The sequence below is a fragment of the Psychrobacter sp. UBA6291 genome (assembly GCF_002439405.1).
Classification (GTDB): domain Bacteria; phylum Pseudomonadota; class Gammaproteobacteria; order Pseudomonadales; family Moraxellaceae; genus Psychrobacter; species Psychrobacter faecalis.
The window spans coordinates 16,435-33,502 of the sequence record NZ_DJUD01000013.1; the positions used below are offsets into that span (position 1 = coordinate 16,435).

Consider the following 17,068-nt stretch of genomic DNA (forward strand, 5'->3'; position numbering starts at 1 on the left):
CTTACTCAAGGATAGCTTATGCAGTGGCTTGCAATTGGACTAGGTGCTGCCATTGGTGCTTGCCTGCGTGGCTGGTTGGCGCGTTTTAATCCGCTGCATAGCTGGATACCGCTCGGTACGCTTGGCGCCAATGTCTTAGGTGGACTTTTAATAGGATTAGCATTAGTTTGGTTTGAGCGTATGGGTAGCGACTTGTCTCCCAATGTCAGGTTGTTTGCCATAACTGGTTTTTTGGGTGGACTGACGACTTTTAGTACCTTTAGTGCTGAAGTATTTACCTTTATCCATAACGGCAAACTGCTTGCGGGTTTAGGACTGATTGGGTTACATGTGGGGCTGACGTTATTAGCAACGGCAATTGGCTTTTATTTGTTTAAATTGATTTTGTAATAATAAAAACTCAACAATAAAAAAGAGCCATATTAATGTTTAATACGGCTCTTTTTTAAACAACTTTTTAAAAAAAGCACTAGCTATACCGGTTTTACAATCCCTTCTAATAAACTGGCAAACCCTTGCATATAAGCAATATCTTGGCTTGCGGTGCGCGTCGCCGCATAGAGCTGACAATAGACGCCATTGCCTAATGCCCGCGAAACCACCCAGCCTTTTTTTTCATACTCGCTTACCACCCAATCAGGCAGTGCCGCCACCCCGCGTTCACTTGCCACCAATTGAATTAGCATCGCCGTGAGCTCGGTGGTACGAATCGCTTTAAAACTGACCGCTTCTGGGGTCATAAAATTGGCAATGATATCGAGGCGCTTAGCTTCCACCGGATAGGCAATCAAGGTTTCAGCAACCAAGTCTTGGGCATGAATAAATGGTTGCTCAGCCAAGTCGTGAGTCGGCGACAGCACCAAACGGCTCTCGTACTCAAACAATGGCTGATAACTGATACCTTCTATCGGTAAATTACTGGTGGTAATCAATAAATCGATATCACCTTCTTGCAGTAAATGATGCGGCTCAGGCTCAAAACCGGTGGCAAAATCCAGCTCAACATCTGACCATTCGCGGCGATAATGATTGAGAATGGGCATCAGCCAATCGAAGCAGCTATGACATTCAGAAGCCAAGCGCAATCTGCCCGCTTGACCATGAGCTAAGCGTTTTAGATTGGCTTTGGTGCGTGTGACCTGCGGCATGATACTGTCTGCCAGCGCCAGTACCGTTTTGCCCGCTGGCGTAAAGGTCAGCGGACGCGTGCGCCGATTGACCAAGCTAATATCGTAGTAATTCTCTAACTCTTTTAACTGATGCGAGACCGCAGAGGCGGTGACATGCAGCTCATCGGCAGCAGCGGCCAATGATCCATGGGCTCGCAGCGCAGTTAGCGTATTAAGATGACGAAGCTCTAGCATAAAATAACCTAACCACTGACGTTAAAGAAATAGGAAAATAGGTGTTTATAATTTTGAAAAATCATAGGCACTTTTTGCCTAAAATTACATTGCCATTATTTTACCGTAAAAATTAAAACTAGCGCCGACGCAGCAGTAATTGCGAGATTACCACCAAAACTAATGAAGCGACCAATAAAATGGTCCCAATGGCATTGACCTCAGGTTTAAGTCCCACGCGCACCATAGAATAAATACGGAGCGGTAAAATCTCATAGCTAGGGCCGGTCACAAAGGTCGATACCACCACATCATCAAGCGATAAGGTAAAGGCAAGTAGCCAACCAGCCATCACCGCAGGGAAAATTACTGGAATCAACACCGTACGAACCATCGTTGATTCGCTAGCACCTAAATCTCGCGCCGCTTCCATCAAACGCTCGTCTAAACTGCTTAAACGCGCAAAGACAGTGATAACGACAAACGGCAAGCAAAAGGTAATGTGCGCTAGTAATAGCGAGACAAAACCGAGCTGCAGGCCGATTAATAAAAACAGCGCCAATAGCGATATCGCTAGGACAATTTCAGGTGACATCATCAGCACAAATAACAGGCCATTGAGAAGCCCTTTACCGCGAAAGTCATAGCGATGCAGCGCAAGCGCCGTTAATGTACCGATAACGGTCGAAACCGTAGCCGCAACCAAGCCTAAAACAATAGAGTGCCAAAAGGCATCAAGCATCGCCTGATTATTCAGTAGCGACTCGTACCACTTTAAACTAAAGCCGCCCCAGTTATAACCAATTTTTGATTTATTAAATGACATTACCACCAAAACGATGATAGGCAGATATAATAAAATATAAATCAGACTGAGATAGCCTTTGGCGGCAATATTACCTAATTTGATAGAGCGTTTATTTTTAATTGGAGTACTATTCAGTGAACTATCAGACATTAGGCCACCTCGTTAAAATCAGTCTTGCCAATACGGCGGCTACTGGCACGATAAGCGAGTAATAATACCGCCATCGCAAGGGTCAATAGCACACTGGCGGCGGCACCAAACGGCCAATCACGCGCATCTAAAAACTGGTTTTTGATAATATTACCAACGAGTAAGTTACGTGAGCCGCCCAAGATATCGGCGACATAAAACATCCCCATCGCTGGTAGTAGTACCAACAGCACCCCGGAGATAATCCCCGGTGTGGTTAAGGGTAATACCACGTGCCAAAAGGTTTGGCGCTTTGAAGCACCCAAATCTTGCGAGGCAAGCAGCATATCATTACGCAAATCACTGAATACCGCATACAGTGGCAGCACCATAAAGGGAAATAACAAATAGGTTAAACCGGCAATAACCGCGCCTTGGGTATATAGAATATCAATGGGCGCATCGATAATACCAAGTGTTAATAAGGATTTATTAATCAAACCATTGCTGGCAAATAATAGTTTTAGCGCATAAGTCCGCACCAAAGAGTTGGTCCAAAATGGCAATATCAGCATAAGCATCAATAGTGGCTGCCAGCGTTTATCCACTCGAGAAACAAACCAAGCAAAGGGATAGCCAAGTAATAAGCAAATGACTGTGGTAATGCCCGCCATCCATAATGAATGCACAAAGACATCAAAATAAAGCGGGTCAATCATGCGCACGTAACTGTCGAGAGTGACCGGTAAACTAATAAAAGCGGTGCTATCACGGGTCAAAAAGCTGACGGCAATCACCAGTATATTTGGCAATAGCGCAAAGATGAGCAGCCAACCCCAAATTAGCCATAGCGTTGCGGTACGAAAAGGGCTTTTATTGCTCAAGTTTTTATGACTTGATTTTTTATTACCTACGTTAGGACGCGCCATTAGCTGATATCCTTTTGGGCAGCTAATTTACTAGGGCTATTTTTTATCCCGTTATCAATGCCGCTAGCAAGCGTATCTTCTTCTGGCAACACCCATTCCCAGCCATCGACCCACGATACTTTAACGCCTTCGTTAAGCTTATAATCAAAACTTGGGTCATCTTCATCAAAGAATTCCGAGGCTTTAATAATATGGCCGTTGGTTAGCTCAATAATCGAGTCTAAGGTACTGCCTTTATAATTACTTTCAATCACCCGCCCCAGTAAGCCGCCATGTTCTTTATCATTGGGGTCATAAATGCGTAAATCTTCAGGGCGCAATAGTAAGTTAACGATATCACCAACTTGCACGTCATTGGCAAAGTCAGGGCGGCGCAGATTGCGTAAGGTCGTCGGCCCCTCTTGCGCTTGTGCTTCGCAGACCTCGACCTCAATACGGCCATTGGTCACGCGCCCATCACGATCGGGCTGCTCAGGGTAAACGCCTTTGACTTCCGCTTTAAACAAGTTGGTTTCACCGATAAATTTGGCGGTAAAGAGATTGGCAGGGGTTTCATAAATCTCAATCGGCGTACCAATTTGCTGAAATCTGCCGTCTTTCATTACCGCAATGCGATCCGACATCGACAGCGCTTCTTCTTGATCGTGGGTGACAAAGACAAAGGTAATGCCAAGCTCACGTTGTAGACGTTTAAGCTCAGATTGCATTTGCAAACGCAATTTATGGTCGAGCGCCGATAAAGGCTCATCGAGCAATAGCAGTTTAGGACGATTAATCACCGCACGTGCAATCGCCACCCGCTGCTGCTGACCACCGGATAAATCTTGTGGTTTGCGATTGGCAAGGTGTTCAAGTTGTACCATCGCCAGCATCTCACGTACCCGCGTTTGTATCTCATCTTTTGGCACTTTTTTGAGTTTAAGCCCATAAGCGACGTTTTGCGCCACCGTCATATGTGGAAATAACGCATATTGCTGAAACACAGTATTGACCGGACGCTTATCCGCTGGCAAGCCTGCCATTTGCATGCCATCAAGATAAATCGACCCTGCATTTGGCTGCTCAAAACCCGCAATTAAGCGCAGCAAAGTCGTCTTACCGCAGCCTGATGGCCCAAGCAAGGTGATAAATTCGCCATGTTCAATATCAAGGTTAATATCCTTTAACACTTCGGTTTGATCATAAATTTTTTGGAGACCAGTCAGTTGCAGCAGCGCCTTGTCACTATTAGGCGACACCGGTGCGGTTTGCAGGTTTACATTCGTTTCGGTCATAAGGTTGATTCCTAAAACACCAAATGCGCAGCAGCGCTAAAATACTAGTGACTGGCAGCAATTTGCATGTTGTTAAGTCTGGCGATAAGCGTTGGCTATATATGGAGTATGGTTGCTGCGTATTATAACAAACCCTTGTTATAAGTCAGTGCAAGTTCGTTATCGGTTGGTTTAGGTTGTTAAAAAAAGAATGAGCAAAATGCTTGGCTGCAAATTTCTTGTCTTGCAATGCTTTGACTTGCGATGCTGCCATCTTACAATAAAGAATTTTTACCGTTTTTTTGCCTTGCTTGCGCTACAATAATTTTGTGTATGCTACATACAAGGATATTTGCAATAGCAAACGGCTAACTTTAAGAGATAAGCATAGCTGAAAGCTGTATCTTAAAGTAGAAAACAGAATGCTAGCGCAATTTATAATTTAAACCATTTTGATAAACAAGGACCCCTTATGCCTAACAGTAACCGCCCAAAAACTGGACAAGAAGCACTGGCACTACTCAAAGAAGGAAATGTACGCTACGTAGAAAGTCTGACCAGCACTGACCCTTGCATGCAAAAACGTCCCGAGCTGATCAGCGATCAAGATCCGTTAGCAATTATTTTGGGTTGCTCGGACGCCCGCGTCCCGGTTGAGATTGTGTTCGACCAAGGTTTGGGCGATTTGTTTGTCATACGCGTGGCGGGTAATGTGGTTGCGCCATCTCAAATCGGTTCGATTGAATTTGCGGCAGAAAAATTTGGTACCAAATTGGTGGTGGTCCTTGGGCATTCGCACTGCGGCGCGGTGACCGCTTGCGTCGATGCGCTGATCAATCCTGAGCAAAATTATTCGCCAAATTTACAATCAATCGTCGATCGTATTCGCCCAAGTGTCTATAACTTACATGAGCTGGCAACGGCCAACGGTCAAGACGTCGATGCGGATGAATTGGTCGATCGCTCTATTCGTGCCAATGTGCGCATGTCGGTCAGCCAATTAAAGCATGGTTCGCGCGCCCTAGAAGACTTAACCAGTAGCGGTCAGCTACTCGTCGTTGGCGCTGAATACAATTTAGAAACTGGAAAAGTACGCTTTTTAGATACTTAATAGCTATTTATCATTAAACGCTCGGAATGGTGGATACGATTTGATTTTGCACGTACCCGTTATCAATGATTTATAATGGATAAATGACGATTAAAATACTTAGATATTGGAAAGATTATGACGGATTTAACAAATTTAGATACTAATAAAGACAGTATCACTCAGCCTGAGAGCAGCGTAAAAGCAGAAGGCGTGCAGCCGATTTCAGCGCAGACAGCAGGTTATACCTTTAACCACACCATGCTACGCGTCAAAGACCCTGCCAAATCGTTGGCCTTTTATACGGGGATTTTAGGCATGACGTTACTGGCGGTAAAAAAATTCCCTGCGATGGGTTTTGATTTATATTTTTTAGCCAAGTTGACTGACAGCGAGCGGGAAAATTTGCCAGCGGGTGACGATTTAGAAATTTTCGCCTTCCGTCAGCGCGGTATTTTAGAGCTGACTCATAACTACGGTACCGAAACCCAAGCGAACTTTAGTTATCATGATGGTAATGGTGAACCACAAGGCTTTGGTCATATCTGCTTTAGTGTGCCAAGTCTTGACGAAGCGGTTGCTTGGTTTGATCAAAACAACGTCGAGTTTAAAAAACGTCCAGAAGACGGCAGTATGAAAAATATCGCCTTTATCAAAGACGTTGACGGTTACTGGATTGAAATCGTCCAAGCCGACTTAATGGGTTAAATAAGTCACTCTTTAACCAATAAAAAAGCCGCTATATGAACAATAGCGGCTTTCTTATATTTGAAAGCGAATACTCGTTAGTCTTTTTTCACTTTAAAATCGGTATGGCATGATTTGCAGCTGTCACCGACTTGCCCAAGCGCAGGCAAAACTTGATCGACACTGGTTGCATTTTGTGCCGCTGCATTCAAGTTAGCAGTGGCTTTTTGGAAGTCATCAGCTTCAGCGCGGAAACCATCAACGTTGCTCCAAACCGCTTCAGTAGCATTACCTGTGGCTTCTTGGTTTTGAAAGTGGCTCCAAGGATTGGCAGAGTCTTTTGCTAAAAATGCTGCTTGCTCTTTAAAAACTTCGGCATCAAAGGTATCTGGCGCTTCAGCCATATCACCCATGATACCCATCGCATCGCCCCAGCTTTTCATGGTGTCTTGACGCGCTTTGACGTCAGGGTCAACTGACGTACTACAAGCCGTTAGACCTAAGGCGGCTGCTATCAACGTTACGCCGACGATAGACTTGAATGATTTATTATTGGAAACCTGTGCCATCTGTATTGCTCCTTTATACGTGGCTAATAAAAAGGTGCCGAAGCACTTGCATGCTCGCCACCTGTTATATTGCTACTATGAATTGAATATTATGTGGTTGTTCTAAATGTTAAAGACAGCTAAGTTCTGGTCTTTTACCATATAGCGTTTTGAACCTACAAAGCTGTAAATCTATAACGCTTTAAACCCATACTGCTGTTAATTAAACCTCAACAGGCTAAAATAAAGTAGGATAATAAAGTACCTTTTTGTAATGTCATTTTTGTAATGGCATTTTAATCAGCTATGAATGTTCGCCAAAGCGCGTTTTATAAGCTAAAAGTAAAAATGCCCTATTTAACAGTTTAGCTACTCTTAAATAAAAATGGTAAATAACAAAGGTCAGCAGTAACGCTGACCTTGATAGTGTTTTTCTGAAATTTTAAAGAGAGCAAATAGGCTGTTTATCCAAGAACCAAAACGCTGTCTGCGGCTTATTATGCCAATGACGACTATAAAGTCAACCAATCACGCGGTTTTAGATAAAAATCGGTCAATTCAAACTCAGGCGTGCCGGGGGCAGGTTCAAAGCGATAATGCCAGCTAGCAAGCGGCGGCATACTGACTAAGATGGACTCAATGCGTCCATTACTTTGTAGCCCAAATAGGGTGCCACGGTCATAAACAAGGTTATATTCGACGTAGCGTCCGCGGCGATAGAGCTGAAATTCACGTTGTGCTTCGGTATAAGGGGTGTTTTTACGCTGCTCAAAAATTGGCAATATACCTTCAAGATAACCATTACCGACCGCTTGCATAAATTCAAAGCAAGTCTCAAAATCCCAACCGCGGCTCTCAGTATTGACGTCGTCATAAAATAGGCCGCCGATACCGCGCTGCTCATCGCGATGGCGCAGATGGAAGTATTCGTCACACCATTGTTTAAAGTCAGAATAGACGCTGTCACCAAACGGTGCGCACAGGTCGTGACAAACCTGATGCCAATGTACGCAGTCAGCAAGCACCGGATAAAACGGCGTCAAATCAAAACCGCCACCAAACCACCAAATCGGCTCTTCGCCCTCGGCTTCAGCAACAAATAAACGCACGTTGGCATGGCTGGTTGGCACATTGGGATTTTTAGGATGCACAACCAATGAAACGCCCATTGCTTGCGCTTTACGACCAGCGATATCAGGATGGCGCGCAGTTGCAGAAGCGGGTAGGTTATGCACATGAATATGGCTAAACATCACGCCCGCTTTTTCAATCACTTCGCCACCTGCGAGCACGCAAGAACGGCCGCCGCCGCCCTCAGGACGTTCCCAATCGTCAGGCACAAAGGTTGCCGGCTTATCATTGCTGCTGCCGTCGCGCTCTTGCGCTTCTAACGCTTGACAGATACGCGCTTGCAGATCCACCAAAAACTCACGCACGCGCGTGATGTCATTGTGGGTTGGCGTCACGGCCGAATTCGTCTCTGGCAAATTGTCATGATTATCTATATTTGGTATGGTCATAAAATATCTAATTATTTACTATTTATTAAGGTGTAAGGCGGTATTGAAATCTTTATCGAGCAGATGGCCCATGCGGTCGCGTTTGGTCGCAAGATACTCAGCGTTCATATCGTTCACCCCAACCAATAACGGCACGCGCTCGACGACATTAATACCATGCTCAGTTAAGTAAGCCACTTTATCAGGATTATTGGTAATCAGGCGCACGCTATCGACGCCGACATGAGCAAGCATCGGCCCGCACATATCATAAACGCGCGCATCCGCTGGTAAACCCAACATAAGATTGGCATCTAACGTATCATGCCCTTGATCTTGCAAGGCATAAGCACGGATTTTATTGGTCAAGCCAATGCCGCGTCCTTCTTGACGCAAGTATAATATCGCCCCGCAGCCGGTTTCTTGTATCGCCTGCATCGCGGTATTAAGCTGGGGACCGCAGTCACATTTTAATGAGCTAAAAGCGTCACCCGTCAAGCATTCCGAATGAATACGAATAAGCGGAATGAGCGCTTCTTTTGACGTCTGACTGTCTTCGATTGATGCCGTGTCCTGCTGATTTAAAACCTCAGTTTGATTGGCCACAGGTAAACCGACAGTAAGCATCACATGCTCTTGACCGTCTGCATTTTCAAAGATATGAATATCAAACTCGCCGTGACGAGTCGGTAGTTTGGCATTGGTGATAAATTGATATGACATTAATGTCCTGCATAAGCCGATCATCGTGACGCTAGCGGTCGGTTAAAGTTTTATAATAATAAAGGTGTGACATAAGCGCTGCTAACTAAAATAGCATACGAAAGCTGTTTGGTGGAAATACACACAAAGTTCACAGACGGCGCACGATGATTAAAGCGACAATTAAAAATAAATGCTATTATGCCATACTATTTTGACGGATACAGTGACAAGTCTTAGCCCTTGCATTACTATGTCGTCACTGTCGCCCGATATGCGCTCAATATGAAAGCAAAATTAGCAGGCGCTATAGTGTTTTATATGAGGACATAGTCTCATTTTAAAATGTCTATAAAATTGAAAGTTCTAAATTTTGAAAGTTTGTTTTATTTTGAATCGTTATTCACAGCTATTTTAAGCCCTGTATTAATAAACTTATAGTCGATGACATTTGTTGATTTATAATGTCCGCACTATTATTAACGCCACCTAGATGCTAGCTAGTGATAGCCCGTATCTAAGGTAGCATCTTGTTAGCAGATTGGTAGGTATCGTACGTTTTATGCAGCAGTCACCTCATTCCCCACAGTCTAAGTCATCATCTGCGTCAGCCATTGATTCTGCTGCATCGCTATCGCACCTGCAAAAAACTTATGCAGTCATTCCACGTGAGCGTCCGCATACGCCGCTACTTGATACAGTAGACGCTCCGATTGATTTAAAAGCGTTTAGCGAAAGTCAGCTCATTACCTTGGCGGATGAGCTACGGCTTTTTTTGCTCTATTCAGCCGGTCAAAGCGGTGGTCATTTCGGGGCCAATTTAGGCGTCATTGAGTTGACCATTGCCCTGCATTATCTGTTAGATGCGCCCCAAGATCAGATTGTTTGGGACGTCGGTCATCAGGCCTATGCCCATAAAGTGTTGACGGGTCGCCGAGATAAGCTTGGTACTATTCGCGCAAAAGATGGTTTGACCGCTTTTCCAGAACGCGCCGAGTCGGTTTATGACACTTTTGGCGTTGGGCATTCATCGACGTCTATTTCGGCGGGTCTTGGCATGAGCCTGGCGCTACGCTATCAAGGCCGCGCGCAAACGGTTGCCTGTATTATAGGTGATGGCGCAATGACCGGCGGCATGGCGTTTGAAGCGATGAATGACGCCGTCCAACAAGATGCGGATTTGCTGGTCATTTTAAACGACAACGACATGTCGATATCTTGCTCGATTGGTGGTTTTTCACGGCATTTAGCGACATTGTGGGAGTCAGGCTATCAGGTTGATATCTCTGATGCTGGCGAGCCCATATTATGCCAACGTCCTGATATGCAAGCTTATGACCGCCGTAAGCGTCATAACGAGCTGCGCGATGTGCCGCAATTAGAAGACAATCTATTTAAAGCCATTGGTTTTACTTATTTCGGTCCGTTTGATGGCCACAATATCCCTGAGTTACTGCGCGTACTATCGCTTGCCAAGCAATTAAAAGGCCCAGTGTTGGTGCATATCTATACCACCAAAGGTAAAGGTTTTGCGCCCGCTGAATTAGATCCAGTTGGCTATCATGCCATTAGTAGATTGCCCGCTGAAGATAGCGAGAAGAAAGTATTAAAAGATAGCCTAACAGCGAGTACACCGCTATTAAAATACTCGCAGGTCTTTGGCCAGTTCTTATGTGATAAAGCTGCTACTGACGAGAAATTGCTTGCTATTACCCCAGCCATGGAAGAAGGCTCGGGTATGATTGAGTTTGCCCGTCAATTTCCTAAGCGCTTTTTTGATGTAGCGATTGCTGAACAACACGCGGTAACATTAGCAGGCGGCATGGCGACCCAAGGCGTCAAACCAATCGTCGCCATTTATTCAACCTTTTTGCAGCGTGGCTACGATCAGCTGATTCATGATGTGGCGCTACAAAATCTTGATGTGATGTTTGCTATTGATCGCGCTGGTCTAGTTGGTGAAGATGGTGCTACCCATGCCGGTGTGTTTGATTTTGCCTTTTTACGCTGCGTACCGAATATGCTGATTGCCGCGCCAAAAGATGAAAACGAATGTTATCACTTGCTCAATACTTGCTATGAATATCAAGGCTGTACGGCTGTGCGCTATCCGCGCGGGGTTGGCGTTGGCGCGACGATTACCCAGCCTGCGCAAGTCTATCCTATTGGTAAAGCAGTGGTAGAGTCGGTATTAGGTCAAGATAACGCACCTAATAAGTTGGCATTATTGGCCTTTGGTACCATGGTTGCGACGGCTCAGCAAGCGGCAGAAAGCTTGATTAACGATAATATAAACTCAAACTGCCAAGTACATGTGGTGAATATGCGCTGGGTAAAACCTTTAGATACGCACTTGCTTGACAGCTTAATCAAGCAAGGCGTTACCCATATCGCCACTTTGGAAGAGCATACAGTTATGGGCGGCGCGGGCAGTGCAGTAAATGAATATTTACTTAACGAATCAATAGCCTTTAAAAATAGCCGCCCAGCTATCTGTAATATTGGTATACCTGATCGCTTTATCGCTCATGGCTCGCCAGCAGAACAAATGGCTGATTGTGGTCTGGATGTTGCAGGGGTCGTCAGCCAGCTGCAGCAATTGCTAAAATAAAATCCTATCACTCAAAAAAAATTGCTAAAATAGCGGATTGAGAAATAAAGCATTTTTGTTTAAACCTCGCCTACTTGCCGTAGGTGTGAATTATTTGACAACTTGGGCGGCACTACTGCTGGCAATCATTTATTTGGTTCGCTAGGCGGCGATGGTTTTCATGAGTTATTAATCCGATTTAATTTTAAGCGGCTTTTATTTTTCGTACATTTTATCAGTCCTATCTTTTAAGTAGTATTCATTCATCAAGCAAATAGGTTATTTATGGAACCCATGGTCGTTATCGCAGCGCGTGCTGCTGAAAAAGTTGGTAAAGAGATTTTATATGCGCATCAAAACCGCCACAAAATCGAGCTAGATATTGAGTCAAAAGGGCTTGATGGTTTAGTGACGCGCATTGATCGTTTCAGTGAAGAGCTGACGATTGAGACCCTAAAAGCCAGCTATCCAAATCACTCGTTTTTGGGTGAAGAGTTTGGTATGCAAGAAGGTCGCGGCGAAGATGCTGACTGGTGCTGGATTATTGATCCGCTAGATGGTACTAAAAACTTCGTCCATGGCGTACCGCAGTTTTGTGTTTCTATCGCGGTGCAACATAAAGGCGTGACCCAGCACGGCGTCATCTATGACCCTGTGCGTGATGAGATGTTCTCGGCTAGCCGTGGTAAAGGCGCGCGTTTAAACAATCGCCGTATGCAAGTGAGCGAGCGTAAAACCATCGACGGCGGCTTATTTACCACTGGTCATCCGCTTGAGCGTAAACGCAATGGTGAAGTCATCTCTTATGCCAAGCAGCACTTTGAAAGCTTACAAAAAATCTCTGAAGCGGGCGGTCAAATTCGCCGTTTAGGCTCAGCCGCGCTAGATTTATGTTATGTCGCCGCTGGTCGTTTTGACGGTTATTTTGAGATGTCTATTAAGCCGTGGGATATTGCTGCTGGTGAGCTTATCGTGACCGAAGCACGCGGCGTGGTCGTTGACCATACAGGCGCGCACAACTCAATGACCTCAGGCTCTATCTTTGCTTGTAATGTTAAATTACTAAAACCGTTAATGCAAGTGGTTGTCCCAACGTGGGGCGATATTTTGTAGTTTTAACTTATTAAAGATTTAGAAAATTAACATTGAAAAAGCTGGTTCCATTATGGTTATGGCGCCAGCTTTTTTGTTTTGCCGCTTTTCTTGTCATTACTTCTATCTGTCACCGTAATGCCTTGAAATTCAAGCTCTTTGCTGGTGCGCTCTAATAGTTGCAACTCTTCTTCTATGAGGACGAGCATATCTTGTACATGCGGTAAAGCTTTACTGCAAGCGGTAATGCCAAATTCAATCTTATCCAAATAGCTGGCGAGAGTGATATTCATCGCTTGTCCATTGAATACAATCGATGCCGGATACAAAGATTGCAGACGCGCGCCGTTCCAATATAGCGGCTTTTCTGACCCAGGGACGTTGGAGATAATCAGGTTAAAGGCCTGTTTTTTCGGAAACAGCCCAGTTGCCAAATTGATACCTTCCCACGCATAAGAAATCACACTGTAATTGATAACCTGCGCTTGATTCATACGGCGGAATCGGCGTTTGCCGTTATTCATACTGCGATGAATCAGCTCGATGCGGCTGAGTGGATCGTCTAAATGCGTGCCCAAATTGGCAAGAACAAATGACAACTGGTTGCCCGCCACGCTATTATCGGTACGTAATGACATGGGTACAAAAGCAATCAAAGGCTTGCTTGGTAGCGCATCTATCGACAGGAGATAACGGCGAATAGCGCCAGCACAAACGGCAAGCACCACATCGTTTTTACTGATATTTAAGCGCTCAGCAATATCATTAAAGCGCTGTATCTCATAGGACTGCGCGGCGATGCGCCGCGAGGCTGAAATGCGTTTATTAAGCACACTCATCGGCGCTGCAAAGGTACTGACATAACTGTCATCACCGAAATTTTTTAAGTTATCGAGCAATTCTGTAAATACCGGTTTAATGGTTGATATTTGCTCTTTGATAATGCGCCGCGCCGAACGCTCTTTCGGCAAAATCGCATCGACTTGGTTACGATGACGTGCCATTAGTGACCAAATCGGTAGCGTCACCGGTTCGGTTGGCGATTGCGATAAGGATTTTTTGACCAAGCGCATGGCAGCGATGCCATCAACGATCGAATGATGGATTTTAAAATATAAGGCAAAACGTTCAGGCGCGCCTTCGCTTTCTGGCTCAATTCCTTCAATAACATGACATTCCCATAGCGGCATTGCCCGATCTAACAGGCGACCATGCTCTCTTGATACGTACATCAAAAGCTCGCGTACACGCGCGGGCTGTGGTAGCGCTACATGGTGCAAGTGATGCTCAACATCAAAGTGTTTGTCTTTTTTCCAAAATATCAAATGCTCAAGCACTTGGTTAAAAGGAAAGGTCGGCGGCACCTCAGAGTGTTGCATTTGTTTGACCAATTGACAAACAAAACTGCTGTCCGCATTTTCTGGCAATTCGAATAAAAATAGACCCCCAACATGCATGGGCTGTTTACGCGACTCAAGAAGTAAGAACAACTGGTCGACTGCTGTGAGAAGTCGCATAATAAATCCTTTTATGACGATGAATAAAAAACGGCAATAAATTATATAAGTATTCAGTTAGGCAAAGGTAAAGCATAGTAAAACTAAAAAATATAGCAAAAACGATTAAAAACCTAAAAGTAGTCACAAAAATATCTTAATATAAAAAGCATGGCGCACGGGATTTTTATTATTTCATTATGTGTTAAGCCGTGCTTTTAAAGGTTTAAGCTAGAAAATTTGCCCTGCAGGATTCAACTTGAAAAATCTAAGCTAAAAACTACTGAAAGAAGTAGCCGGTCTGCGGCGAACTGGCAGCGGCCATTTTGCGCATCGGCATACGACCTGCTAAGAACGCCTGACGCCCTGCCCATATAGCATGTTTCATGGCCTGCGCCATCAACACGGGATTTTGTGCATTGGCAATCGCTGAGTTCATCAGCACGCCATCACAACCAAGCTCCATCGCAATCGCGGCATCAGAAGCGGTACCGACGCCAGCATCAACCAATACGGGTACATTGGCATTTTCAATAATAAGGCTTAAGGTATGGCGATTAAGCAAACCTAAACCTGAGCCAATTAAGCTACCAAGCGGCATAATTGCCACACAGCCCATGCTCTCTAATTCTTGAGCGACGATGGGGTCGTCAGAGGTATAAACCATGACTTCAAAACCATCATCGATTAGCACCTTGGCGGCTTTTAGAGTTTCCATCACGTTTGGATAAAGGGTTTTTTCATCGCCTAATACTTCTAGCTTCACCAGATTATGCCCGCCTAATAGCTCGCGAGCAAGCTTACACGTCCGAATCGCGGTTTCGGCATCAAAACAGCCTGCGGTATTGGGTAAGATGGTATATTTATCCGGTGAAATCACATCTAATAAATTTGGCTCATTGCTATTTTGACCAATATTGGTACGGCGAATAGCAACGGTGACAATCTCAGCTTCTGACGCGCCAATCGCCGCACCCGTCTCAGCCATGTCTTTATATTTACCAGTACCGACCAACAATCGAGAAGAGAATGTACGACTACCAACCGTGAAGGTATCATTCGATAAGGCATTTTGTGAAAATGATTGAACATTGGCAGGAGTATTTGCGGCTTGTGACATAAGGATAATCCTAATAGCGGGCTGACAAAAGTGACTAACGAGGTTATTAAGTTTGTTACTGTGTTTAATGAGAGTTTTTATTAAATAGTAGTAGAGGCAAAACGTAAATAGGCGTTATGTGGCCAAAGGCTTGCGATATTAAATGCTAATAATATAACTGCTTTAAAAGCAAAGTCATAAATCCAAGCAAAGCCTTGCTACTTGCCTAAAACAAAATGTTATTATAACAAACTCATACGCGCTTACTGACAATCTTTACCAAAAACCGCGCAGAAAGCCCCTACTTCTAAAGTAGCGAGATGAATGCGTTATTGGTAGCAGTCCTTACTACTATGGTATTATAATTAATAATCATACCACTTATTAACAACAAGCAGCGATGCCAAAGCAAATCCTAAAAGCCCATAAAGTCAGACTATATCCGACCATTGACCAGCAAGTATTCTTTGCCAAGTCATTCGGCTGTGTGCGCTTTATTTGGAATAAGATGCTTAGCGATAAGATTGAGCACTATAAAGAAACTAAAACAACCCTCAAAAACTACCCTGCTCAGTATAAAAAAGAGTTTGAGTGGCTACAAGAGGTCGATAGCCTGGCACTGTCTAAAGTTGAGCGTCATTTGCAAAAAGCCTATCAGTCGTTCTTTAAAAACGGCACAGGCTTTCCCAAGTTCAAGAAAAAAGGGCAACGCGATAGCTACACCACAAACAACCAAAAGGGCACAGTGGCGATCACAAACAACACCGTTAAACTGCCTAAGATTGGCCATATCTCCGCTAAATTCCCGAATAAAATAAACGGTTTGATTAAGAGCGCTACCATCAGTAGAACTCCATCAGGCAAATACTATGTCAGCTTATTGGTTAAAACCATTGCCACACCACTACCAAAAACACACTCTAACATCGGTATTGATTTAGGATTAACTGACTTCATCGTCTTATCGGACGGGACTAAAGTAGCTAATCCTAAGTTTTTATCGAAGTTGCAAGACAAATTAGCTCGCGCACAAAAGATTTTAGCCAAACGTAGAGCAGTTGCCGAACTTGCTAATCGCAAACTGAGTGACAGTCGCAATTATCAAAAGCAAAAATTTAAAGTTGCTAAAGTTTATGAGAAAATAACCAATAGCCGCACTGACTTTCTACACAAACTCTCATTTAATCTCATCAAAAACCACGATGTGATTGCCATAGAGGATTTAAACGTCAAGGGTATGGTTAAGAACCATAAACTCGCCAAAGCCATATTAGACAGTTCATGGTCAACATTCACCACCATGCTTGCTTATAAAGCGGAATGGTATGGCAAAACGCTTGTTAAAATAGACCGATGGTATCCATCCTCTAAAACCTGCTCAGGCTGCAACCACTTGCTGACCAAGGCTGAATTACCCTTGTCATTGCGATCATGGGATTGCCCTAGTTGTTTGCAAATCAATGATCGGGACATTAACGCCAGTATCAACATTCTCAATGAGGGTTTGAAACTGGCCACACTCAAAACCGTCGGTGCGACGGAGTTAGCTTAGTCAATTTACCTAACCGCTGATACAGAATACCGTATCAAGTATGGGTATTACCTAAGAAACCCCTACCTCTAAGGTAGTGGGTAGTTCATCCAGTTTAACGATTTAGGCAGGCGGCTTTAAATAGTCAGGTCAGTAGTGTTTTTTAGCATGTATTATTGTGTTTTCAAAGCCATTTTCAAAGTTATTTTATAAGCTGTTTTTTAAGTTCTTTTTTAAGTTCTTTTTTAAATTAACCACTCACTAGGTCGTCT

Annotated in this window: 15 protein-coding genes; 6 read left to right on the forward strand and 9 right to left on the reverse strand. The window is 44.3% G+C overall.

All coding sequences use genetic code 11. The features are described 5' to 3' along the window. The first annotated feature begins 18 nt into the window (after nt 1-18). Entirely contained in the window at nt 19-390 is a 372-nt protein-coding gene (locus B3R91_RS01155; protein WP_286795975.1) for a CrcB family protein, read from the forward strand. Nucleotides 391-473: 83 nt separating this feature from the next. Here B3R91_RS01155 and B3R91_RS01160 read toward each other — a convergent pair whose 3' ends face one another. The 4 genes from B3R91_RS01160 to potA form a co-directional block, all read right to left on the reverse strand. Further along, the gene (locus B3R91_RS01160) at nt 474-1,364 is read right to left on the reverse strand and encodes a LysR family transcriptional regulator (protein WP_286795977.1); all 891 of its coding nucleotides are present in this window, start codon (nt 1,362-1,364) and stop codon (nt 474-476) included. A gap of 118 nt (nt 1,365-1,482) precedes the next feature. Next, nucleotides 1,483-2,301: a spermidine/putrescine ABC transporter permease PotC gene (gene potC, locus B3R91_RS01165; protein ID WP_144297837.1), complete on the reverse strand. Its 819-nt coding sequence runs from the start codon at nt 2,299-2,301 to the stop codon at nt 1,483-1,485. After that, complete coding sequence (potB, locus tag B3R91_RS01170) at nt 2,301-3,209, reverse strand: spermidine/putrescine ABC transporter permease PotB (protein ID WP_198328838.1); 909 nt, start codon at nt 3,207-3,209, stop codon at nt 2,301-2,303. The genes potC and potB overlap by 1 nt, the downstream gene beginning before the upstream one ends. Beyond that, nucleotides 3,209-4,483 (reverse strand): spermidine/putrescine ABC transporter ATP-binding protein PotA, encoded by a 1,275-nt coding sequence (gene potA, locus B3R91_RS01175; RefSeq protein WP_286795980.1) that lies wholly within the window; start codon nt 4,481-4,483, stop codon nt 3,209-3,211. Before potA ends, potB begins: the two co-directional genes overlap by 1 nt. A gap of 451 nt (nt 4,484-4,934) precedes the next feature. Here potA and B3R91_RS01180 point away from each other — a divergent pair, with 451 nt between their 5' ends. Together B3R91_RS01180 and gloA are read left to right on the forward strand one after the other, a co-directional pair. Further along, on the forward strand, nt 4,935-5,573 hold the full coding sequence (locus B3R91_RS01180; protein WP_068406318.1) for a carbonic anhydrase: 639 nt from the start codon (nt 4,935-4,937) through the stop codon (nt 5,571-5,573). Nucleotides 5,574-5,690: 117 nt separating this feature from the next. Next, nucleotides 5,691-6,260 carry a lactoylglutathione lyase gene (gene gloA, locus B3R91_RS01185; RefSeq protein WP_286795982.1) on the forward strand — a complete coding sequence of 190 codons (570 nt, stop codon included), beginning with the start codon at nt 5,691-5,693 and terminating at the stop codon, nt 6,258-6,260. A 77-nt stretch (nt 6,261-6,337) separates the two neighbouring features. Here the strand turns inward: gloA and B3R91_RS01190 are convergent, their stop codons facing one another. From B3R91_RS01190 to ribA, 3 genes are all read right to left on the reverse strand, one after another. Then, nucleotides 6,338-6,808, reverse strand: a complete 471-nt coding sequence (locus B3R91_RS01190; RefSeq protein ID WP_286795984.1) for a c-type cytochrome — start codon at nt 6,806-6,808, stop codon at nt 6,338-6,340. Nucleotides 6,809-7,299: 491 nt separating this feature from the next. Next, complete coding sequence (gene hemF, locus B3R91_RS01195) at nt 7,300-8,307, reverse strand: oxygen-dependent coproporphyrinogen oxidase (RefSeq protein WP_286795987.1); 1,008 nt, start codon at nt 8,305-8,307, stop codon at nt 7,300-7,302. Nucleotides 8,308-8,325: 18 nt separating this feature from the next. Then, entirely contained in the window at nt 8,326-9,009 is a 684-nt protein-coding gene (gene ribA, locus B3R91_RS01200) for a GTP cyclohydrolase II (protein WP_068406328.1), read from the reverse strand. A 541-nt stretch (nt 9,010-9,550) separates the two neighbouring features. Between ribA and dxs the strand changes: the two genes are divergently transcribed. Further along, nucleotides 9,551-11,599 (forward strand): 1-deoxy-D-xylulose-5-phosphate synthase, encoded by a 2,049-nt coding sequence (gene dxs / locus B3R91_RS01205; RefSeq protein ID WP_286795989.1) that lies wholly within the window; start codon nt 9,551-9,553, stop codon nt 11,597-11,599. Nucleotides 11,600-11,863: 264 nt separating this feature from the next. Then, a complete protein-coding gene (locus B3R91_RS01210) occupies nt 11,864-12,691 on the forward strand; it encodes an inositol monophosphatase family protein (protein ID WP_068406329.1) in 828 nt (275 codons plus the stop codon). Between the two features lie 56 nt (nt 12,692-12,747). Here the strand turns inward: B3R91_RS01210 and B3R91_RS01215 are convergent, their stop codons facing one another. Together B3R91_RS01215 and B3R91_RS01220 are read right to left on the reverse strand one after the other, a co-directional pair. Next, nucleotides 12,748-14,187, reverse strand: coding sequence for a WS/DGAT/MGAT family O-acyltransferase (locus B3R91_RS01215; protein WP_286795993.1), 1,440 nt, complete (start codon nt 14,185-14,187; stop codon nt 12,748-12,750). A gap of 259 nt (nt 14,188-14,446) precedes the next feature. Further along, nucleotides 14,447-15,286: a thiazole synthase gene (locus B3R91_RS01220; protein WP_144297981.1), complete on the reverse strand. Its 840-nt coding sequence runs from the start codon at nt 15,284-15,286 to the stop codon at nt 14,447-14,449. A 379-nt stretch (nt 15,287-15,665) separates the two neighbouring features. Between B3R91_RS01220 and tnpB the strand changes: the two genes are divergently transcribed. Continuing rightward, a complete protein-coding gene (tnpB, locus tag B3R91_RS01225) occupies nt 15,666-16,817 on the forward strand; it encodes an IS200/IS605 family element RNA-guided endonuclease TnpB (RefSeq protein WP_286795995.1) in 1,152 nt (383 codons plus the stop codon). Nucleotides 16,818-17,068: the final 251 nt, after the last annotated feature.